Here is a 20,784-nt window from a genome sequence, read left to right as displayed (position 1 = left end):
TCGTTGTGGGTGCTCTCTCTGTCTGGAGAGCCTCCTTTCAAGCATAGATCAACGTGTTAAAAAGCGTGCTGGGGCAGAAATTTTTTCTTTGCGATTTCGCGTTTTTGATACGGCAAAAAAACGGTATGTCTCAGCATATTATGCTGGTTAAAAATAACGCGCAGCAGGAGATCCCAAATTAGCACTATCCCCTGATGCTGGGGGATGTGTGAGGTAAGTCACCATAAAAAAGTCGTATGTTGAATAATATTTTCAACTAGGTTATCAATCTGTAATTAGAAGATTGTTCTTTTGCACATAATGGAGTGGCTATGCGTGTTGTCATACTGGGAAGTGGTGTCGTTGGGGTAACCAGCGCCTGGTATTTAAGTCAGGCGGGACATGACGTAACCGTTATCGATCGTGAATCCGGTCCGGCGCTTGAAACCAGCGCGGCGAACGCCGGGCAAATCTCTCCGGGGTATGCGGCGCCGTGGGCTGCGCCGGGCGTTCCGCTGAAAGCGATTAAATGGATGTTCCAGCGCCATGCGCCGCTGGCCATCAGCCTTGACGGCACGCAGTTCCAGCTGAAGTGGATGTGGCAGATGCTGCGCAACTGCGACACCCGCCACTACATGGAGAACAAAGGGCGCATGGTGCGTCTGGCTGAATACAGCCGTGACTGTCTGAAAGCGCTGCGCGCGTCGACGGGGATTGAGTATGAAGGCCGTCAGGGCGGGACGCTGCAGCTGTTCCGCACCGAGCAACAGTACGAGAATGCCACCCGCGATATCGCCGTGCTGGAAGATGCGGGCGTACCGTACCAGCTCCTGGAAGCCAGCCAGCTTGGCCAGGTTGAACCGGCGCTGGCGGAAGTGGCGCACAAGCTGACCGGCGGCCTGCGCCTGCCGAATGACGAAACCGGCGACTGCCAGCTCTTTACGCAACGTCTGGCGCAAATGTGCGAGCAGGCGGGGGTGAAGTTCCGCTTTAATACCTCCGTCGACAAGCTGCTGTCGGAAGGGGAAAAAATTTACGGCGTGAAGTGCGGCGACGAGGTGATCAAAGCCGATGCCTACGTGATGGCGTTTGGTTCGTACTCCACCGCCATGCTGAAAGGCATTCTCGACATTCCGGTTTATCCGCTGAAGGGCTACTCGCTGACCATTCCGGTGAAAGAAGAGAGCGGCGCACCGGTGTCGACCATTCTGGATGAAACCTACAAAATCGCCATTACCCGCTTCGACAACCGCATTCGCGTAGGCGGCATGGCGGAGATTGTGGGCTTCAACACCGAACTGCTGCAGCCGCGTCGTGAAACGCTGGAGATGGTCGTGGGGGATCTCTTCCCGCGCGGCGGTTTTGTTGAGCAGGCGACGTTCTGGACCGGCCTGCGTCCGATGACCCCGGACGGCACGCCGATCGTGGGCCGCACGCCGTACAAAAACCTGTGGACCAATACCGGACACGGCACGCTCGGCTGGACGATGGCCTGCGGATCGGGCCAGTTGCTGAGCGACCTGATTTCCGGGCGCACGCCGGCAATTCCGTTTGACGATTTAAGCGCCGCGCGCTATCAATCGGGGTTTACGCCTTCGCGTCCACAGCACCTGCACGGCGCGCATAGCTAAGGAGTTGTCATGTCCCGTCCTGTTCTGGCCCAGCTGAACCTGCAGGCCCTGAAGGATAATCTGCAAATTGTTCGTCGGGCGGCACCGGGTTCGCGCGTCTGGTCGGTGGTGAAAGCGAATGCCTATGGCCACGGTATCGACCGTATCTGGAGCGCGCTGAGCGCGACCGACGGTTTTGCGCTCCTGAATCTTGAAGAGGCCATTCTGCTGCGCGAGCGCGGCTGGAAAGGGCCGATTCTACTGCTGGAAGGCTTCTTCCATGCTGACGATCTGCCGCTGCTGGATAAGTACCGGCTGACCACCAGCGTGCACAGCAACTGGCAGATTAAGGCGATCCAGGATGCGAAGCTCCATGCTCCGCTGGATATCTACCTCAAGGTGAACAGCGGCATGAACCGCCTGGGCTTCCAGCCTGAGCGGGTGCATACGGTCTGGCAGCAGCTGCGCGCCATGAAAAACGTGGGCGAAATGACGCTGATGGCGCATTTTGCCGACGCGGAAAAACCCGACGGTATTGCCGATGCCATGGTCCGCATTGAGCAGGCGGCAGAAGGGCTGGATTGCCCGCGCTCGCTGTCGAACTCGGCGGCCACGCTGTGGCATCCCGAGGCGCACTATAACTGGGTGCGTCCGGGGATCGTTCTCTACGGTGCGTCTCCCTCTGGTCAGTGGCAGGATATCGCCAACAGCGGCCTTAAGCCGGTCATGACCCTGCGCAGTGAAATCATTGGCGTGCAGACGCTGAAGGCAGGGGACACGGTGGGCTACGGCAGCCGCTACCGGGCAAAGGGCGAGCAGCGGATTGGCATCGTGGCGGGCGGTTATGCCGACGGCTACCCGCGCATCGCGCCGACCGGCACGCCGGTCTGGGTCGATGGGGTTCGCACGGGAACGGTGGGCACCGTATCTATGGATATGCTGGCCGTTGACCTGACGCCATGCCCGCAGGCGGGCATTGGCTCACCCGTCGAGCTGTGGGGTAACGAAATCAAAATTGATGACGTTGCTGCCGCGGCGGGCACGGTGGGGTATGAATTGATGTGCGCGCTGGCACCAAGAGTGCCGGTTGTGACGGTGTAACATATATTTATGTCGGGTGGCGGCTTCGCCTTACCCGACCTACAAAACCCTCGAACGTAGGCCGGGTAAGCGTTAGCGCCACCCGGCAAAAAAACAACTACTCGGTTTCCTCTTCCATCGGCCTTAAACCGACTTTCCGCACCGCGTTATCTTCTTTTTCGGCAACGGTCCAGATCATCCCGGCAAACTCCACCTGATCGCCCACGACCGGGGCAGCGCCAAGCCGCTGCTGAATGATTTCGCCCAGAGTTTGCGGGTTATCACCGTCTTCAGCACCTTCATCCAGGCCGTAAATCAGCGCCACATCCGCAAATTTGGCGCTGGCTTCCAGAATAAAATCGCCGAAGAAGCGCTGGTCCAGCGCCACCGGAGGCGACTGGCTGAACAGCTTGCCCAGCGCGGGCAGGTCGCGCTCGCGACCAATCACGCAGAGAATATCCCCTTCGCGCAGGCGGGTGCTACCGGTAGGGTGCAGCAGGACATTATCGCGGAACAGGGCGGCAATGCGCGTTTCGGTCGGCATGTGCAAATCGCGCAGCGAGGCTCCCACGCACCATTTGTCGGCGCTCAGCTGATAGACAAACTGTTCCCACGGGTTCTCCGGATGAATATCGAGCCCCACGCGGGAGACCGGCCAGCCCACGGGCGGGACCACGACTTTGGCTTTTTTCGCCGCCCACCCGAGCGAGGTTCCCTGGAACAGCAGGGAAATGAGCACCACGAAGAACGCCACGTTAAAGAACAGCCGCGCGTTATCCAGACCGGCCATCATCGGGAACACCGCAAGGATAATCGGCACCGCGCCGCGCAGGCCCACCCAGCTGATAAAGACCCGCTCGCGCAGGTTGAAGCCGCGAAACGGCAGCAGGCCGGCAAACACCGACAGCGGACGGGCGAAGAAGATCATCCACGCGGACAGCAGCAGCGCCGGAACGGCGATCGGCAGCAGGTCCGATGGCGTAACCAGCAGGCCCAGTACCAGGAACATGCCGATTTGCGCCAGCCACGCCAGACCGTCGAAGTTCTGCAAAATGGCATGGCGGTTGCGTATAGGGCGGTTGCCCATCAAGAACCCGCAGAGATAGACCGCGAGAATACCGCTGCCGTCCACTGCGGTGGTGACGGCAAAAATAAGAATGCCGCCGCTCAGCGCCAGCAGGGGGTAAAGCCCCGCGGGCAGCGAGATGCGGTTGATCGTCTGCTGTAGCAGATAGCCCCCCGCCAGGCCGATGACGATCCCCAGGCCGAACTGCTGCAGGATATGTAACGCAAACATCCAGCTCAGCCCGCTTTCATGCTGCTGAATCATCTCGATAAGCGTAATGGTGAGAAATACCGCCATCGGATCGTTACTGCCGGATTCAATCTCAAGCGTGGAGCCAACGCGTTCGTTAAGCCCTTTTCCGCCGAGCAGGGAAAACACCGCTGCCGCATCGGTTGAGCCCACGATGGCGCCAATCAGCAAACCTTCCATGATGTTGAGATGGAAAAGCCACGCGGCCATCATCCCGGTGAGGCCGGAGGTAATCAACACGCCGACCGTGGCGAGCGACAGCGCAGGCCCTAAGGCCACGCGGAAGGAGCTCGCCTGGGTACGCATCCCGCCGTCCAGCAGGATCACCGCCAGCGCGAGGTTACTCACCATGTAGGCGAAGGGGTAGTTATCGAATGGGATACCGCCAATGCCATCAATGCCGGCCAGCATGCCGATGGCGAGGAAAATGACAAGAATAGGTATGCCGAGACGCGATGAAAATGAACTTAATAAAATACTGCTGGTTACAAGGACGGAACCCAAAATGAAAAGGCTGATTATCGCTGCGGCATCCAATGTTCTCTTACTCCCACCTCAATGTTAACGCTGTTACTAAAACCCTAACATATTAACAACGGCAACAGCGTTTTATTAAGGGGGTATAACGGCTTTTTTATGCCTTTATGACAGGATGACCGCTGATGGTCAGCCGACTGCCGGAATCATTGTGGATCAGGGTGGCGTGCGCCCCCAGCGCCAGGGTCACGGTTTGCTGCTCGTGGCCGAAATCGAGACCGGTGATGACCGGAATATCCAGCCGCGAGCGAACGAAGTCGACCATGGTCTCAAGGGAGTAACCCGCGTCATAGTCATTCGGGGCAGAGCCGCTGAAGCTGCCCAGCACAACCGCGGACTGGCGTTCAAGAATACCGGCATGATAAAGCTGCAATAGCATGCGTTCGACGCGGAACGGAGGTTCGTTGATATCTTCCAGCACCAGAATGCCGTCCTCGATTTGCGGCATCCACGGCGTACCGATGAGCGAGACCAGCATCGCCAGGTTGCCGCCCCAGAGCTGGCCTTCACATTCCCAGTGCGGTCCATTGCCTTGCCACTCCACGCTGTAGGTGGAATTGCGCAGCGCGCGCCAGAAATGTTCTACGGTAAATGCATTCAGCTCCGGTGCGCCGAAGTTGCCGGCCAGCATCGGACCGCTGAAGGTGATGACGTTATGCAGGGCCAGCAGCCCAAGCTGGATGACGGTGAAATCGCTGTGGCCGCAGATCAGCAGCGGATCCTGCTGCTGGCGCAGCGCCAGCCCCTGCCAGTCAATGCTCTCCAGCAGCCGGCTCGCACCATATCCGCCGCGCACCGCAAGCACAATCCGGTTTTCGCCCGTCAGTCTCACCAGACTATTGATATCATTCAGCCTTTGCGCTTCGGTACCGGCAAAACGCTGCTGGCGGCGGGGGATAATCGTCTGATTTTCTACCTGATGGCCAGATTCCAGCAAACGCTGAACGCCCCGCTGCGCCGCGTCCTGGTTAATGCAGTAGCCCGACGGCGCGATAAGATGAAACTGAGACATGGCAATTCCTTGCTGAATGAGAAACTAATTGTCTATATCATGCCGCTTATACGCTGCCTGCTTCAAGAGGCGGCGCACCGCGATGACCGGCTATAAGGATAGATGACGTGAAATTGAGATGGTTTGCTTTTTTGATTGTGTTGCTCGCTGGCTGTAGTTCAAAACATGATTATCAAAACCCGCCCTGGAACCCGGAAGTGCCGGTGAAACGGGCCATGCAGTGGATGCCGATCAGTGAGCAAGCCGGGAAGGCCTGGGGCGTCAGCCCGCGTCTCATCACGGCGATCATTGCGGTGGAGTCCGGCGGTAATCCCACGCTTGTCAGCAAGTCCAACGCGGTGGGGCTGATGCAGCTTAAAGCGTCAACGGCGGGGAGAGAGGTTTATCGCTACATGGGCTGGAGCGGCCAGCCGTCGACCAGCGAGCTGAAGAACCCGGAACGCAACATTTCAATGGGCACGGCCTATCTGAGCATTATGGAGCATGGCGTGCTGAAGGGGATCAAGGATCCAGAGGTGATGCAGTACGCGCTGGTGGTGTCTTACGTTAACGGTGCCGGCGCGTTGCTCAGAACCTTCTCCTCTGACCGCAAAGAGGCGATAGAAGAGATTAACGACATGGACAAAGACGAATTCTTTGAGCATGTGGCGAAAAATCACCCGGCACCACAGGCGCCTCGTTATATCTGGAAAGTACAGAAAGCGATGGATGCCATGTAATGCCGCAGACGGGCGGCGGTCACGCTGCCCGATTTCTTCACAGGACTTTATTTGCGCGTTCCCGCGCCTCCCGCTCCAGGGAATAGATAATACGCTGAAGCTCACGCTCTGCGCCGGGCCCGACGTTCAGGAAACGGAAGCTCAGACGCGGCGTGGTGATGGTTTCATTTTTGCTGTCCACGACGGTGCGGTCGCTGATGGCAATCAGCTGCGCATCGAAATAAAAGCGACCCCAGCCACCCATATCCAGTTCAATTTGCGTAAACCGCATGCCCTCTACCAGCCCGTCCGGTTTCGGCGTATCCATCAGCGCGCCCATGCCGCCCAGCGACAAATCGAAGAGGCGGAAGCGGATCTCTTTTTTGTCAGGCATTTTGGCCTTACAAAAATAGGCGGGATGGAGCGGGGCGCTGATGCGGAAATATTCACGACGCTGAACAAACCAGAGATTGGTCGGAAGCGGGGTAACAAAAGCCGGCAGTCCCTGGTATTCGCTCAGTTCCAGCCGCGACAGGACAAACTCCACTTTGGCGCCCTGCGTTTCGGCCATCACTGCGATATTCTCCGCTTTCAGCGCCGCGCGGTTTTCATACTCCTGACTGCCTAAATCAATCACCAGCCGATCCTGCGAGGCGTCAAGGATCTTGCTGATGAACTGATTATTCGACCAGCTGATGCGCAGCGGCACTTCACCTTTTTGCAGGTCGCGTAATACCCCTAATACAGCCAGCGGATTTTGCTTGAGGAACTGCTCACTGTAATGACTCACGCCGGATGGCTCCTTGATTGATGACAGACTGTCTTAGCGTTATCGGCAATCTGCAATGAAACTTAATACAAACCGGTGAGTTTTTTTTGCCTGTTTAACCAAAGATAAGTCGGTGAGATGAAAATGGTTTTCCGGCGATGACCTATACTTAAGTTAGCTGTGCAGAAGGTTTTCTGCGCACGCGTTAAACCTGCAAGAGGGCATCGCTATGGGTATCATCGCCTGGATTATCTTTGGTCTTATTGCTGGCGCTATCGCTAAACTGATCATGCCGGGAAACGATGGCGGCGGCTTTATTTTGACCTGTGTACTCGGGGTCGTTGGTGCGGTTGTGGGCGGCTGGCTGGCGACGATGTTTGGCTTTGGAGGCAACATAAGTGGTTTCGACCTGCACAGTTTTCTGGTCGCTGTCGTGGGTGCCATTGTGGTGCTGGGCATATTCAGGTTACTGCGACGAGCATAAATTGACATGAACGGCTCTCTGCGGAGGGCCGTTTTTTTGCCTGAGTATTGATTTGTTAATCTAAATGATAATAATTGTCGTTCCGTATTGCATCTAACAACAAGACGACATTATGAATACCTCACGTTTTACGCTTTGCGCCCTGGCAGGGGCCGTCACGCTGGCATTGCAGGTCCCGGCGTTCGCCGAAGAATCCACCATTGTCGTCACAGGTTCAGAGCAGGGCAGCGCGCTGCCGGCCTGGACGAACAGCGCCACCAAATCGGCCGTTGCCGAAAGTAAAACGCCGCAGGTTATCACGACCCTCTCTGCGCCGGAAATTGAAAAGCGTCACGCGAATTCGGTGAATGAAATCCTGCGCTATGCCCCGGGCGTCTCAACCGAGGTGCGGGGCAATACCTCCTACATGAGCGAATATAAAATTCGTGGCTTTACCGTCGACCAGGAGTTCTACAACGGGCTGCAGCTGCCCTATAACGTCACCGGCAATACCAAAGCGCGCATCGATCCGCTGCTGATTGACAGCGTTGATATCCTGAAAGGCCCGTCATCGGTCCTTTACGGCGGCGGTTCGCCGGGCGGGCTGGTGAATATTCAAAGTAAAAAACCGCAGCGGGAAGCCCGAACCGAAATCGGCGTTAACAGCGGAAACCGTAATCTGAAAGAGGGCTATCTCGATTCAACCGGGCAGATTGCCGACAGCGACTGGAATTACCGTCTGCTGGGCAAAGCGACGGAAAACGACGATCAGCCGCACACCACCCGGTATGAAAACTACCTGGTTGCGCCGTCCGTCACCTGGCAGCCCGACAGCAAAACCCGCCTTACCCTGGACGCGCTGGCGCAAAACACCCCGAGCCTGACGCCGTCTAACCCGCTGCCGCTCGCCTACCTGCGCTCGAAATATGCGGGCAAGCGCGATTACGCCGGAGATGAGTGGAGTGGGTTTAAGCAGCGTCAGTGGATGCTGGGCTACAGCTTTGAACATGAATTCGACAGCGGCTGGGGCTTTAACCAGAAGGCGCGCTATTTCGACGTTGATACCCACCAGCGCAGCGTCTACGCGACAGGGACGGGAAGCGAGGCGTATCAGCTCAACCGCTTTGCCTACACCACCGATGAAGACCTTAAGAGCTTCAACATCGACAACCAGGTGACCAAAACCGTTGCGCTGGGCGAGTGGAAACACCATCTGCTGGCCGGGTTTGACTATCAGAAGCTGAACTCCCATTTCCACTATCGCTACGCGTCGGCCACGCCGGGTATCGATATGCGGTATCCTGACTATTCGCAGATCCAGGAAAGCGCGCTGGGGCTCTATACCGCCCAGAAAAACCGTCTCAGCTACCAGCAAAACGGTTACTACCTGCAGGATCAGGTAGAGTTTGGCGGCCTCAACCTGCTGGGCAGCCTGCGCTACGACGATTACCGCTCCGTCACCACCAACTACCTGCAAAATGGTGATAAAGCCTGGGTATCGCAGGACCGCGTCACCAAACGCCTGGGCGCGCTTTACGCCTTCGATAACGGGATTTCGCCGTTTATCAGCTATTCAGAAGGTTTTGCGCCGGTCTCACCGCAGGGCACGCTCGTGGCGAAAGACGTCAAGCCGACCACCAGCAAGCAGGTTGAGGGCGGGGTGAAATATCTGCTGGCCGACTACGCCACCACCTTTACCGCTTCGGTGTTTAACATCCGTCAGAAAAATGTCGTCACCTCCGATCCGGGCTTCCTGAACTATCGTCAGACCGGGGAAGTGGAATCCAAAGGGGCAGAGCTGTCCGCCATCAGCCGTCCGACGGACAGCCTGACGCTGATTGCCAACTATGCGTACACCCACGCGATCAACCGGGAAGATGACAAGTACAAAGGTAAACGTCCAACGCAGGTACCGGAGAATGCCTTCAACCTCTGGGGGGATTACACCTTTGACAACACGCCGCTGAAAGGACTGATGCTGGGAGCGGGCGCACGCTACACCGGGCCGATGGAAATCTCTCCGGCAAACGATGCGGGTAAACTGGGCGGCACCACGCAGTACGATCTCGCGGCCTCGTACCGGATGGGCGAAATCCTGCCCTCGCTGGCAGGGCTAACGCTCAAAGCCAGCGCGCAGAACATCACCAATAAAGAGACGCTGACCTGCTACGATGCGACCAACTGCTGGATTGGACGTGACAGGACGTATCAGTTAGGGGCGAGTTATAGTTTCTAAGGAACCAGGGGAACCCCGTCAAAAATGCGCAATCGGACTGCCCCCTCTCCCTTGAGGGAGAGGGCTGGGGTGAGGGGGAACATACGGCTCCGGTGGTCATTCCGTTCACTTTATGTTCCTTGCTACTCTGTAACGATGTGACCGGTGAACGTGCCAGGGTGGCTCAGTCGCCGCCACCCTGGCAACCCGGGCTCCCGGCGGTAAATCGCCGCTTCGCGGTGCCCTCGGCGTATTCCTTCCGGCTTATCGGGGACGGGCGGAGGTAACATCCCTGTAAAGCCCGCCCTCTCGGCGCATCCATGCGCCTCGCCCCGGCCGGAAGGAAATGCCTCAGCGATTTACAGCCGGACCATGGCATCGCTGAAAGCGTTCAGGCGTTCTGAAACAACGTTATTGCTTCTGCTCAAAACTTACTGGCTAACCTTCTCCCGGAGGATTAGAGCCAGCACGCGTAGGCCGGGTAAGGCGTAGCCGACACCCGGCAATACCCTCACTGTGCCGCAGCTTTCACCGGCGCAGCCTCATCATTCGCCGCAGGCTGATTCTCCGGCACGCTGTCGCACGGTTTTGCTTTCGGACAGACCCGATCCAGCATTTTCAGCGTCACGCCGTTACTCCAGCCGAAGCCGTCCTGCAGCGGATACTCGCCGCCGCCGCCGCCCGTACCGGTTGTCGACACGTCATACTTCTCGACCAGTTTCTTTTCGCGGTCGTAAGTATGCTGAACGTTCTTCAGGAAGCGCCAGGTCACGTCCATTGAGACCTTCTCCTGTCCGTAATTCTGCAGCCCTTCCGCGGCCACCCACTGCAGCGGGGCCCAGCCGTTTGGCGCATCCCACTGCTGGCCGCTGTTTACGGTGGTGGTCGCAATACCGCCCGGTTTCAACAGGCGCGATGAAGTTGCCGCGGCGACTTTATCGGCCCGATCCTGCGCCGCCGCCTTCACGTAAAGCGGGAACAGGGCTGCCGCCGTGAGCTGATTGCGTACCTTCTTGCTTTTCAGATCGTAATCCGCGTACCAGCCCTCTTTATCATTCCACAGGTGGCTCTCGATGGCTTTCTGACGCGCCGTCGCCAGCGCTTCGTATTTGCTTGCGCTGGCGGCGTCGCCACTCTCCTGGCTTGCCCGCGCCAGCAGTTTTTCCATCTTGAACATCAGGGCGTTCAGGTCCACGGGGACAATGCTGGTGGTTCGGATGGTGCCGAGCTTTTGCGGATCGTCCATCCAGCGGGAGCTAAAGTCCCAGCCCGAGGCCGCAGCGGAACGCAAATCACGGTAGATCTCGGTTGCAGGCCGGTTAGGGTTACTTTTGGCGGTATTCACGTCATCAAGCCAGGACTCCGGGCGCGGGGTGTCGCGGTCGTCCCAGAAGCGGTTGAGGATAGCGCCGTCGTCCAGCTTCACCACGCGTTTGTTAGCCTGCCCCGGCTGAAGGGCGTCGACGCCGTCCATCCAGTAGGCATACTCTTTCTCCATCTGCGGGCGGTACTTCTTCAGCGCATCGCTGTCGTGGGTCGCCAGCAGTTCAACCATCATTGAGAAAAACGGCGGCTGGGAGCGGCTCAGGTAATAGCTGCGGTTGCCGTTGGGAATGTGGCCGAAGGTGTCAATCTCATAGGCAAAGTTATCCACCATGTCGCTGATTTTGTCCCAGTGATCGCTCTCTGCCAGGCCCAGCATGGTGAAATAGCTGTCCCAGTAGTAGACCTCGCGGAAACGTCCGCCGGGCACAACGTAAGGTTTGGGTAACGGCAGCAGGGAATCCCATTTGTTGCTGGCTTTATCCGTGGTGCGCGTCAGCACGGGCCAGAGATCGTCGATGTGCTCACGTAAACTTTGTCCAGCAGGCGGAACATATTTTTCCCCTTCCGCAGGGAGCGTAAAGTTCATCTCGACAAAGTGGCGTAAGTCAAAGCTGGACTGCGTGTGCTGCATCCGGTAATCCGCCAGAATCATCAGCGGGTCGCTTTTGGGGACGGCATCCGCGAAGGTTTTCTGATCGGGAAACAGTTTGGCGCTTTGCACATCGTTAAACAGCGGGCCCAGCAAAATATCGGGTGAGGTTGTCTGGGCTGCGGGGCTATCGTCGGCATAACCGCAAGTCGTGACGCCGAGCAGCGCGCCTCCTAACGCAAGGGGCAAGAACGCGGGGCGTAGTGTACGAGGTCTTATCATCAGTTCGTCTCCTGTCTTCACTAAACAGCGTGACCGCTGTTGTCAATCACCTGAAAACCTTAGACGAATATTGCCCGCTTCGCGTTAATAATTGCCTACCCGTCAGACCTCTTCCGGCGTCTGGCTGGCTTCCCGCAGCGTGCCCGGCGCATGTCCAATGATGCGCTTAAATGCCCGGCTAAACGCCGCCAGAGAGCCGTACCCCAGCCGCAGCGCGACGGTTTCAATCGGCTGATTTTCGTGGCGAATGTACTGGATGGCAAGGCGCATCCTCAGCTCGCTGAGATATTTTGCCGGGGTGGTTCCCGTCGCGGCCAGAAACCGTTCGGCGAACACGGAGCGGGACGTGCCCGCTTCTTTTGCCAGATCCGCCACGCTCCAGTTCAGGCCGGGCTGCTGATGCATGGCGTAAATGGCCCGGCTCAGGCGCGGGTCGCGCAGAACCTGCACCCAGCCGGTGGCTTTACCACAGCCGCCTTCAACCCAGCCGCGCACGATTAACGCCGCCACCACGTCGGCCAGGCGCGCGAGGATCCCGGCGTACCCGGCCTGACGCGCCACGGACTCCCGCTCCATCGCCGCCAGCAGCGGGTGGATCTCCGGCCAGGTGGACATCAGCCGGCTGACCATCATCACTTCCGGCATCGCTTTGATCAGCGGCTGCATCCCGCCCAGCTCAAAATCCATGCACCCGCTAAAGATGATGGTGTTCTCGCTTTCCGGGCAGGGCTCGCAGGTGATGGCACACACCGAGCTGCAGATAGGCTCGCTGGGAAAGTCGCTGACAGGGGTAATGGTGGCCCGCTCGTCGGAGAGCAGGGCATGGGAATTGCCGCCTGGAATAAAGAGGGCGTCTCCGCTGCTCAGCTGAAAGGCCGCACCGCTTTCCATCCGCAGCAGGGCGCTGCCGTGGCTCACGAAATGAAACTGCGCTTTGCCGGGGGCGTGGTGGAACGCGACGCCAAACGGCGAGCTGGCTTCAATCCGCCGGTATTTCACCCCTGACAGACGCATGCCACGCAAAAGTTCGCTGATCAGATCGGGTGACTGTACGGTCATGGCGCAACTCCGGACGAATAATCAATAAGTGGAGATTATATGTCATAGATCGTCCAGGGTGAACCTTCTATGCTTTTGCGACAGTTGTCACATTTTTATAACGGGAGAAAAACAGATGAATTCATGTGTCGCGGCGAGCGAGGCGGTAGCGCCTGCAAAACCCGCCTGGCGGGCCGTCTATTCACTGGGGCTGGGGGTGTTTGGGTTGATTACGGCAGAATTTCTGCCCGCCAGCCTGTTAACGCCGATGGCCGCGAGCCTGGGCGTAAGTGAGGGAATGGCCGGACAGGCCGTCACCGCCACCGCGCTGGTGGCGCTGGTAACCGGACTGCTGATTACGCCAGCGACCAAAAGCATCGACCGCCGCTGGGTGCTGATGTTTTTCTCGGTGCTGCAAATTATCTCCAGTCTGCTGGTAGCCTTTGCGCCCAATCTGCACGTCCTGCTGATGGGCCGCCTGCTGCTGGGGATCGCCATCGGGGGATTCTGGGCGATGTCGACGGCGACCACGATGCGCCTGGTTCCGGCAGATAAAGTGCCGAAGGCGCTGGCGGTGATCTTCTCCAGCGTATCGATTGCCACGGTGGTCGCGGCGCCGCTCGGCAGCTATCTGGGCAGCCTGATCGGCTGGCGCAACGTCTTTGTTCTCTGCATTCTACCGAGCATGCTGGCGCTGCTGTGGCAGCTCTGGGTCCTGCCGTCCATGAAGCCGGAGAGCAGCGGCAGCCTGAGTACGCTGTTCCGCGTGCTGCGTCGTCCGGGGATGATCGGCGGCATGCTGGCGACCATCCTGATCTTCAGCGGCCATTTCGCCTTCTTTACCTACCTGCGCCCGTTCCTGGAAACGGTGGGGCAGGCGAGCGTTGAGACCATTTCGCTGATCCTGCTGGGCTTTGGGCTCGCCAACTTTGTCGGCACCTCCGTTGCCGGGCATCTGCTGGCACGAAATCTGCGCCTGACGCTGGCGCTGGTGCCGTTCGCAATGGGCGTTCTCGCGCTCACGATGGTGGCGTTTGGTCATCTGGCGATGCTGGATGGGTTCCTGGTCGCGCTGTGGGGCTTTGCATTTGGTCTGGTTCCGGTGGGCTGGTCAACCTGGCTTGCTACCACCGTTCCGGATGAAGCCGAAAGTGCAGGCGGGCTGCTGGTGGCCTCAATTCAGCTGGCAATCAGTGCCGGTGCGGCCGGGGGCGGCGCGGTATTTGACCTCAACGGTGCCAGCGGCGTATTCGCGGGCAGCGGTCTTTTACTGGTAACGGCGATGGTAATTGTGTTTATGGGAGTAAAAGTGAAAGCAGAGTGAGCCTTTTCCCTCTCCTTGGGAGAGGGACTTAAAGGGGGTTCATTGTTCTATGCTGTTGCTCTTTCATTCCAGGTGTCTTTAAACATGATATTCCCGTCGCAATATTTCCATTCAATCGATTCATAGCGAAGTTCGACTTCTTCCATATGTGCACTTGCGATACCGAGCGGGTGCAATACTGGCGAGATCCTTGTTATTTTGACGTTTTCCAGAGTGATATTGAAGTATTCGCGCTCAGTACCGGCGTCATCAATTTTATACATTTTGATCAATGCCGTTTTGAAGGTTTTACCTGTACATACGGCACGAAAAAGATGGGGTGTGATGCGATCTATTTCTTTTTCAAAGGTGATTGGAACATGGAGGCGCGTTCCTGTCAGTTTTCCCGTGTTGGAACAGGTCGGGATCCAGACAGAGTGGTTGAACGATTTTAGTTCGGTAGAGCCCAATCTGGTAGGCATTAAACACTCGCCTAATACGGGAGCATTATTTTCGTCAGTAAACCATATATGTGCTGGTGTAGACATGTTTCATCCTTTTGGCTCGTAGAAGTACGCTATATAAAAAACAATCACAACAATAGCCCCAATGATAAGCATTGCGGTTTGGTCATCTTCGATGAAGGTAGCTGGTATCGTTGATAAAATCACAATGACCAAAATTGTGCCATATGCTTTCAAATCATTCTTCCAGTCTTCGATAATAAGTTTAATGATGCTCTTAATGAATTTTCGCATTATTGGGCTATTTTTATAAATGCATTCGTAATATCATTGTCTGACGCTGTATAAATATTCAGATAGCCAGCTTTCATTATTACGGGTTCGATGAGAAAGAACATCATTTCAATATTTTCCATATATAATGCATGGTAAAACAACGGAAGATTTTTTTTAAGATTATTGGCACTGTCGGCAGCGTGTTGAATCATTGCATAACCGTTTAACACTAAAAATACGCCACCCGTTCTCCCGGCAACTTTTTTCATTAACACCCTTTGCACTGCGGTATTCATTTGATTGCTATAACATATGTACTTTGTAACAGCATAAATTAAGCCGAATTTCGAAGCTTGTTTAACTGAATAATTGGTTGTGAAGGGTATGACTTTCTGGAGTATGCTTTTTTTCTCATCTTCACTTCTGTTTTTAAGCATTGTTTCTAAATATATCTTAACCATGCGGAAGATTAAATCTCTGTGTTTAACTAATTCTACAACACCAAAAATGAACCTCTTGTCTTCTGAACGCAATTGTGTACAGACATCCTGATAATTGTCTGTAAAGCAAGATGTATAATAAAGCAATCGCGTGGTAGCATCACCAAGATTGTTTAAATATTCTATGGCACCATCCTTTACCCCCGCGACGGCACGATCGAGCCTTACTGCGAGATCTTTATCGGATCCAATTCTTTCTATAATTTCCTTGCTGTAATACATAATATGTCCCTGTTGTGTGCAGGGTGTATCATGGTCTACGTTATCGACTAAGGACAGTGATCGGACTCGCACTTTTAAACGTAAAATAAAGAATAAATATTAACCTATTTTCTAAGTTAATTGATGCGTTTTTATAATTGATGCGATGAATTAGAAAGAGTTAAATAATCTTGAGATTATTGAGAATTATATATTCAGCGAGGAAGGGGGAGATATTACTGAATGATGACATAATTTGTAGGCCGGGTGAGCGCAAGCGCCACCCGGCATCACGGTAAGACTTACAGTCCTTTCTTATCCATCCACACCGCCAGATCAACCAGACGGTTAGAGAAGCCCCACTCGTTGTCGTACCACGCCAGGATCTTCACCATGTTCCCGCCAATCACCAGCGTGGAAAGCCCGTCGATAATTGAGGAGCGTGGGTCGCCCTGGTAATCGCTGGAGACCAGCGGTTCATCGCTATAGCCCAGAATACCTTTCAGTGGCCCGCTGGCGGCCGCGTTGCGGAACGCCTCGTTCACCTCTTCGGCGGTCACGTTACGGCTCAGCGTTACCGTTAAATCCACAATCGACACCACCGGCACCGGTACGCGCAGGGAGTATCCGGTCAGTTTGCCGTCCAGGGAGGGGATCACTTTCCCCAGCGCTTTTGCCGCGCCGCTGGAGTAAGGCACAATCGACAGCGCCGCCGCGCGCGCGCCGCGCAGATCTTTCTCCGGCTGATCGTGCAGCGCCTGGCTGTTGGTGTAGGCATGCGTGGTGTTCATCAGGCCATGCTCAATCCCGAACTGCTGATGCAGCACCTGAGCGGCCGGCGCCAGGCCGTTCGTGGTGCAGCTCCCGTTACTCACCACCGCGTGACGGGCGGGATCGTACTGCTCGTGATTAACCCCCATCACAATCGTCAGGTCGTCGTTCTTCCCGGGAGCGGAAATGATGACGCGCTTAGCGCCGCTGTGGGTGATATGCACCGCCGCTTTTTCCCGCTCGGTAAAGAAGCCGGTTGCCTCAATCACCACGTCAACGCCGACGTCACGCCACGGGATATTCGCCGGATCGCGTTCGCTAAATACGGCGATCCGCTGCCCGTCTACCTGCAGCGCGCCGTCTGCCGCTTCAACGGGCGCGGGAAGCGTGCCCAGAAGGGAATCATGTTTCAGCAGGTGGGCGAGGGTTTTACTGTCCGTCAGATCGTTAATGGCCACAATCTGCAGATCCGGGTTGCCCAGCGCCGCGCGCAGGAAATTACGTCCGATACGGCCGAAACCGTTAATACCGACCTTAACCATGGTGCACTCCTTATCTCTGTTGTCTGGAGTCACTGTAGGCGTCGGGCCGATTGGCGTAAACGACAAAAAAGGATCAGTTTACGCCATCTTGCGGCAGTGGAAGCGCTGGCGGTACTCGCCGGGCGTGAGGTGAAGCTGTTTCTCAAAGATGCGGCGCAGGTTAATGCTGGTGCCAAACCCGCTTTGCTCGGCAACGCGCTCAAGGGAGTCATGGGTCTGCTCAAGCAGCTGGCGGGCTGCGGCCAGACGCGCTTCGGTCACGTAGCGGGCCGGAGAAACTCCCGCGTCGCGGGTAAACACGCGGGTGAAATTACGCGGGCTCATTGCCGCTTTCTCGGCCAGATTTTCCACGCACAGGTCGGCGGTAAGGTTTTGCAGGATCCAGGTTTGCAGCTCGCCTATCGGACCGGATGTGCCGGGCTGCTGCAGGCTGTAACGGCTGAACTGCAGCTGGCCGCCGGGACGGCGCAGATACATCACCATATCCTGCGCCACGTCGCGGGCGAGGGTAAATCCGTAGTCGTCTTCCACCAGCGCCAGGGTCAGATCGAACCCGGAACTCACGCCGCCGGAGGTCCAGATGGGGCCATCCTGAATATACAGCGGACCGCCTTCGACGTGGATAGCCGGATACTGGGCTTGCATCGTCTCCAGCAGCCGCCAGTGGGTGGTCGCGCGCCGACCGTCCAGCAGGCCGGTCTGGGCCAGCAGCATCGCGCCGCCGCAGATAGAGGCTACCCGCCGGGCGTGCGGCGCAGCGAGGTGCAGCCAGTCCACCACCGCCGTGCTCTCCTGCTCGTTCATGCCGCGTCCGGTGATGATAATGGTATCCAGCGGTTCACGCGGATCCAGCTCCGGCAGGCGATAGTCCGCCAGCAGATTCAGGCCGGACTGGCCGTGGATCACCTGGTGAGGCTGGGTGGTGGCGATGATAATCCGGTAGCGCGGCTGCGCAAGCCCTTCCGGATGCAGCCGGTTGGCCTGCATCAGAATGTCGGCGATACCGGCGGCTTCAAACAGCATGCCGCCGTCGGGAACAATAATCAGGATCTTCTTCATGTCCTGAAAAGTACCTTTATCACAGAATAAGTCAAGCGACGCGTGCGCCCCACGTTTCTGGCAAAGCAATGCGATTTAAGTTCTTTGTTATTTCAGACGTTATCCCCGATCGTCAGAGAATTATCTCTGGCGAAACGGCGTCTGAAGGAATGAGTCAACGAAGCTCCCTCTATTTACATCCGCAACAACGCGAACAAATCCGCCACCTTGCATCGGGTTTTTTATGGCGAAGCGAACTGCCCACGTGGCTGTTGATTATCACGATTTATGCCGGCTGGTTTGCCACGCTGGCGTTCTGGCAAACGCTCGGCCTGCTGCCCGCCACGCTGCTTCTCATCGGGTTTACCGCCTGGTACATGTCCCTGCAGCATGAGCTGATCCACGGACACCCCACGCGTTTTGCCTGGCTCAACCAGCTGTTTGGCACGCTCCCGCTGGCGGTCTGGTATCCGTATGGCCTGTACCGGGACTCCCATCTCGCCCATCATCGGCACCATAGCCTGACCCATCCGGTGGATGACCCGGAGTCGTACTATTTTACCGACGAGAGCTGGGCGCGTTTTTCCCCCTGGCAGAAGCGTACGATCCGCGCCCGGAATACCTTCGCCGGGCGGCTGGTGCTGGCCCCGCTGCTGGATATCCTGCAGACGCTGGGCAGCGCCGTGGCGGCATTTCGCCACCTTCACCTGCGGGCGATGGCGATGTGGCTGGTTCACGTTTTGCTGCTGGTGGCGCTCTTCGCCTGGATGGCGCGTACCGGTTTTTCACCCGTCTGGTTTGTGCTGGCGGTCAGCTATCCGGCGCTGGCGCTGACCAAGATCCGATCGTTTTTCGAACATCGCGCGGCGGACGATCCGCTGGCGCGCTCCGTTATTAATGAGGCGGGGCTGTTCTGGCGGGTGCTGTTTTTGAATCTCAACTACCATTCAGTACATCATGATTTGCCGGGCGTTCCCTGGTACGGGCTGAAGGCCATCTACGAGCAAAACCGGGAGGCGTACCAGCAGCGAAACCACGGTTTTCTCGTCAGGGGCTACGGTGAATGGCTGCGTCAGTTCTGGGCCAGACCCGTCGACGTCACGGTTCACCCCGCAAAACAACAGGGGGAAGGGTATGAGTAACCTGCTGGCGTTTCCCATGTATGCCGTGGATCGCGCCGACACCCGCGCGCTCTGGCTGGCGGTAAAGGGGCTGCTGGCCGCGCGCGGTGTGTCCGTCGATCGCGATCCCGGCTGGCCGGAGTCCGATCTGCTGACCCACTGGCAACAGCCTGCGCTTATCCTCAGCCAGACCTGCGGTTATCCGCTGGTCACGCAGCTCCCGGACGTGCAGGTGGTCGGCTGTTTTCACTACGCGGCACCGGGCTGCGAAGGGATCCACTACCGCAGCTTTCTGGCGGTGCGCGAGGAGGATCGGCACCTCACGCTGGCGGATTTTCGCGGACGTCGGGCGGTCTGTAACTCCCCGGATTCCCAGTCCGGCTACAATGCGCTGCGAAAAATGGTGGCTCCCCTTGCGAGCGGCGGTCCCTTTTTCGCGCAAACGTCCTTCAGCGGCAGCCATCGCCAGTCGCTGATTGATGTGAAACGCGGGGCGGGGGATATCGCGGCCATCGACTGCGTGACCTGGGCACTGCTGCAGCGCCATGAGCCGGAACGGCTTGCGGGGCTGGCGGTCATTGACCGCACACCGCTGACGCCCGGACTGCCGCTGATCACCTCGCATAACACCTCACCTGAAACGCTTGACGCTATTCGCGATGCGCTCCGCGAGCTGGTGGATGCGCCGGAATATCGGGAGGTGCGCGACGCGGTGCTGATCGACGGTTTTAGCGTGGTGACGCGCGAGGCCTACGCCTCATTGTCCGCGTGATAAATCTCCTGCGCGTCGGTAAAGCAGCGCAGCGCCAGCGAGGAGACGGGCTTCTGCCTGCGCATAATCAGGCCGACGGGAGCCTCAATGTTCGCGTCGGCGATGGGGACAATCCGGAAGTTGCTGTTCAGCGCCTCCAGCCCGTTGTTCAACGGCATGACGGCGCAGCACACGCCGCTCTGAACCGCCTGAATGATCTGGAACGTCGAGTCACTCTCGAAAACGGACGTCGGTTCGATGCCTGCAGATTTAAAGCTAGCCTCCATATGCGCCCGGTAGTGCATCCCTTTGGTCAGGAACCCCAGCGGAAAATCCGTCAGGTCGTGCCACGTCAGCGTTGCCTGGCCGAGCTGAAAATGGCGGACGTCGTGCAGCAGGCCCATCTTGGTTTTTGGCAGCTGGATAACGTCAAACAGGCTGGTGTCGATGCTGTTGAGGTAGCAAATTCCCAGCTCAAGCTGATTGCGGCTGACGCCGTCGGCAATCTGCGCTGAGGACATGGAATAGAGGCTGTAGGTCAGCTCCGGGTATTTTTGGGTTAGCTGGCGAATAAAGATCATCGGATCCACGCTCGCCAGCGGCACCATCCCCAGACGTAATTCGCCCACCACCTGGCCTTTGCACAGCGCGGCTTCCGCCTGTAACCCGTCGTGCGCGGCAAGCAGGGCGCGGGCCCACGCGAGGATGCGTTCACCCTCCGGCGTAAACCCTTCAAAGCGCTGCCCGCGCACGATCAGCACCAGCCCCAGCTCCTCTTCCAGGCTGCGGATGCGCATGGAGAGGGTCGGCTGGGTGACGTTGCACTGCGAGGCCGCTTTACCAAAGTGGCGGGTCTCGTCGAGCGCGATTAAATATTTTAACTGTTTAATATCCATCATATTAT

At 57.3% G+C, this 20,784-nt stretch carries 18 protein-coding genes; 8 read left to right on the top strand and 10 right to left on the bottom strand.

Going from position 1 to position 20,784, the window contains the following annotated elements:
- Positions 1 to 311: 311 nt before the first annotated feature.
- Together ACMGGX_RS01035 and dadX are read left to right on the top strand one after the other, a co-directional pair.
- Positions 312 to 1,610 carry a D-amino acid dehydrogenase gene (locus tag ACMGGX_RS01035; RefSeq protein ID WP_033145816.1) on the top strand — a complete coding sequence of 433 codons (1,299 nt, stop codon included), beginning with the start codon at positions 312 to 314 and terminating at the stop codon, positions 1,608 to 1,610.
- 9 nt (positions 1,611 to 1,619) lie between these two features.
- Positions 1,620 to 2,690: a catabolic alanine racemase DadX gene (gene dadX / locus ACMGGX_RS01030; RefSeq protein WP_039263625.1), complete on the top strand. Its 1,071-nt coding sequence runs from the start codon at positions 1,620 to 1,622 to the stop codon at positions 2,688 to 2,690.
- Between the two features lie 97 nt (positions 2,691 to 2,787).
- Here dadX and ACMGGX_RS01025 read toward each other — a convergent pair whose 3' ends face one another.
- Positions 2,788 to 4,521 carry a potassium/proton antiporter gene (locus ACMGGX_RS01025; RefSeq protein WP_348561355.1) on the bottom strand — a complete coding sequence of 578 codons (1,734 nt, stop codon included), beginning with the start codon at positions 4,519 to 4,521 and terminating at the stop codon, positions 2,788 to 2,790.
- Between the two features lie 97 nt (positions 4,522 to 4,618).
- A complete protein-coding gene (gene ldcA, locus ACMGGX_RS01020; protein WP_420297922.1) occupies positions 4,619 to 5,533 on the bottom strand; it encodes a muramoyltetrapeptide carboxypeptidase in 915 nt (304 codons plus the stop codon).
- A gap of 107 nt (positions 5,534 to 5,640) precedes the next feature.
- Between ldcA and emtA the strand changes: the two genes are divergently transcribed.
- Complete coding sequence (gene emtA, locus ACMGGX_RS01015; protein WP_023312175.1) at positions 5,641 to 6,252, top strand: membrane-bound lytic murein transglycosylase EmtA; 612 nt, start codon at positions 5,641 to 5,643, stop codon at positions 6,250 to 6,252.
- A 37-nt stretch (positions 6,253 to 6,289) separates the two neighbouring features.
- Here emtA and ycgR read toward each other — a convergent pair whose 3' ends face one another.
- Positions 6,290 to 7,021, bottom strand: coding sequence for a flagellar brake protein YcgR (gene ycgR, locus ACMGGX_RS01010; RefSeq protein WP_023312174.1), 732 nt, complete (start codon positions 7,019 to 7,021; stop codon positions 6,290 to 6,292).
- Between the two features lie 208 nt (positions 7,022 to 7,229).
- Here ycgR and ACMGGX_RS01005 point away from each other — a divergent pair, with 208 nt between their 5' ends.
- Positions 7,230 to 7,484, top strand: coding sequence for a GlsB/YeaQ/YmgE family stress response membrane protein (locus ACMGGX_RS01005; RefSeq protein WP_008502662.1), 255 nt, complete (start codon positions 7,230 to 7,232; stop codon positions 7,482 to 7,484).
- A gap of 112 nt (positions 7,485 to 7,596) precedes the next feature.
- Positions 7,597 to 9,699, top strand: coding sequence for a TonB-dependent siderophore receptor (locus ACMGGX_RS01000; RefSeq protein WP_181593324.1), 2,103 nt, complete (start codon positions 7,597 to 7,599; stop codon positions 9,697 to 9,699).
- Positions 9,700 to 10,189: 490 nt separating this feature from the next.
- Here the strand turns inward: ACMGGX_RS01000 and ACMGGX_RS00995 are convergent, their stop codons facing one another.
- Together ACMGGX_RS00995 and ACMGGX_RS00990 are read right to left on the bottom strand one after the other, a co-directional pair.
- The gene (locus ACMGGX_RS00995; RefSeq protein WP_420297921.1) at positions 10,190 to 11,875 is read right to left on the bottom strand and encodes an alpha,alpha-trehalase; all 1,686 of its coding nucleotides are present in this window, start codon (positions 11,873 to 11,875) and stop codon (positions 10,190 to 10,192) included.
- A 102-nt stretch (positions 11,876 to 11,977) separates the two neighbouring features.
- The gene (locus tag ACMGGX_RS00990; protein WP_029740088.1) at positions 11,978 to 12,934 is read right to left on the bottom strand and encodes an AraC family transcriptional regulator; all 957 of its coding nucleotides are present in this window, start codon (positions 12,932 to 12,934) and stop codon (positions 11,978 to 11,980) included.
- Positions 12,935 to 13,049: 115 nt separating this feature from the next.
- On the opposite strand from ACMGGX_RS00990, the gene ACMGGX_RS00985 reads away from it, so the two are divergent.
- The gene (locus ACMGGX_RS00985) at positions 13,050 to 14,237 is read left to right on the top strand and encodes an MFS transporter (RefSeq protein ID WP_033145809.1); all 1,188 of its coding nucleotides are present in this window, start codon (positions 13,050 to 13,052) and stop codon (positions 14,235 to 14,237) included.
- Positions 14,238 to 14,284: 47 nt separating this feature from the next.
- On the opposite strand, the gene ACMGGX_RS00980 is transcribed toward ACMGGX_RS00985, so the two are convergent.
- The 4 genes from ACMGGX_RS00980 to ACMGGX_RS00965 all read right to left on the bottom strand — a co-directional run bounded on the left by ACMGGX_RS00980 (position 14,285) and on the right by ACMGGX_RS00965 (position 18,029).
- Positions 14,285 to 14,764: an Hcp family type VI secretion system effector gene (locus ACMGGX_RS00980; protein ID WP_063440411.1), complete on the bottom strand. Its 480-nt coding sequence runs from the start codon at positions 14,762 to 14,764 to the stop codon at positions 14,285 to 14,287.
- A gap of 209 nt (positions 14,765 to 14,973) precedes the next feature.
- The gene (locus ACMGGX_RS00975) at positions 14,974 to 15,678 is read right to left on the bottom strand and encodes a hypothetical protein (protein WP_063440415.1); all 705 of its coding nucleotides are present in this window, start codon (positions 15,676 to 15,678) and stop codon (positions 14,974 to 14,976) included.
- Positions 15,679 to 15,959: 281 nt separating this feature from the next.
- Positions 15,960 to 16,970, bottom strand: coding sequence for a type I glyceraldehyde-3-phosphate dehydrogenase (gap, locus tag ACMGGX_RS00970; protein ID WP_348561351.1), 1,011 nt, complete (start codon positions 16,968 to 16,970; stop codon positions 15,960 to 15,962).
- Positions 16,971 to 17,048: 78 nt separating this feature from the next.
- Positions 17,049 to 18,029, bottom strand: coding sequence for a GlxA family transcriptional regulator (locus tag ACMGGX_RS00965; protein ID WP_217073119.1), 981 nt, complete (start codon positions 18,027 to 18,029; stop codon positions 17,049 to 17,051).
- A gap of 149 nt (positions 18,030 to 18,178) precedes the next feature.
- On the opposite strand from ACMGGX_RS00965, the gene ACMGGX_RS00960 reads away from it, so the two are divergent.
- Entirely contained in the window at positions 18,179 to 19,150 is a 972-nt protein-coding gene (locus ACMGGX_RS00960; protein WP_420297920.1) for a fatty acid desaturase, read from the top strand.
- Positions 19,143 to 19,901, top strand: coding sequence for a phosphate/phosphite/phosphonate ABC transporter substrate-binding protein (locus ACMGGX_RS00955; RefSeq protein WP_420297919.1), 759 nt, complete (start codon positions 19,143 to 19,145; stop codon positions 19,899 to 19,901). Before ACMGGX_RS00960 ends, ACMGGX_RS00955 begins: the two co-directional genes overlap by 8 nt.
- Here the strand turns inward: ACMGGX_RS00955 and ACMGGX_RS00950 are convergent.
- Positions 19,880 to 20,776, bottom strand: a complete 897-nt coding sequence (locus tag ACMGGX_RS00950) for a LysR family transcriptional regulator (RefSeq protein ID WP_181595188.1) — start codon at positions 20,774 to 20,776, stop codon at positions 19,880 to 19,882. The two genes, ACMGGX_RS00955 and ACMGGX_RS00950, sit on opposite strands and share 22 nt — an antisense overlap.
- Between the last annotated feature and the right edge of the window lie 8 nt (positions 20,777 to 20,784).

The sequence above is a fragment of the Enterobacter sp. BNK-29 genome (assembly GCF_048684785.1).
Classification (GTDB): Bacteria; Pseudomonadota; Gammaproteobacteria; order Enterobacterales; family Enterobacteriaceae; genus Enterobacter; species Enterobacter cloacae_M.
The sequence above is the reverse complement of the archived record's forward strand: the minus strand, read 5'-3'. Positions and strand labels throughout refer to the sequence as shown.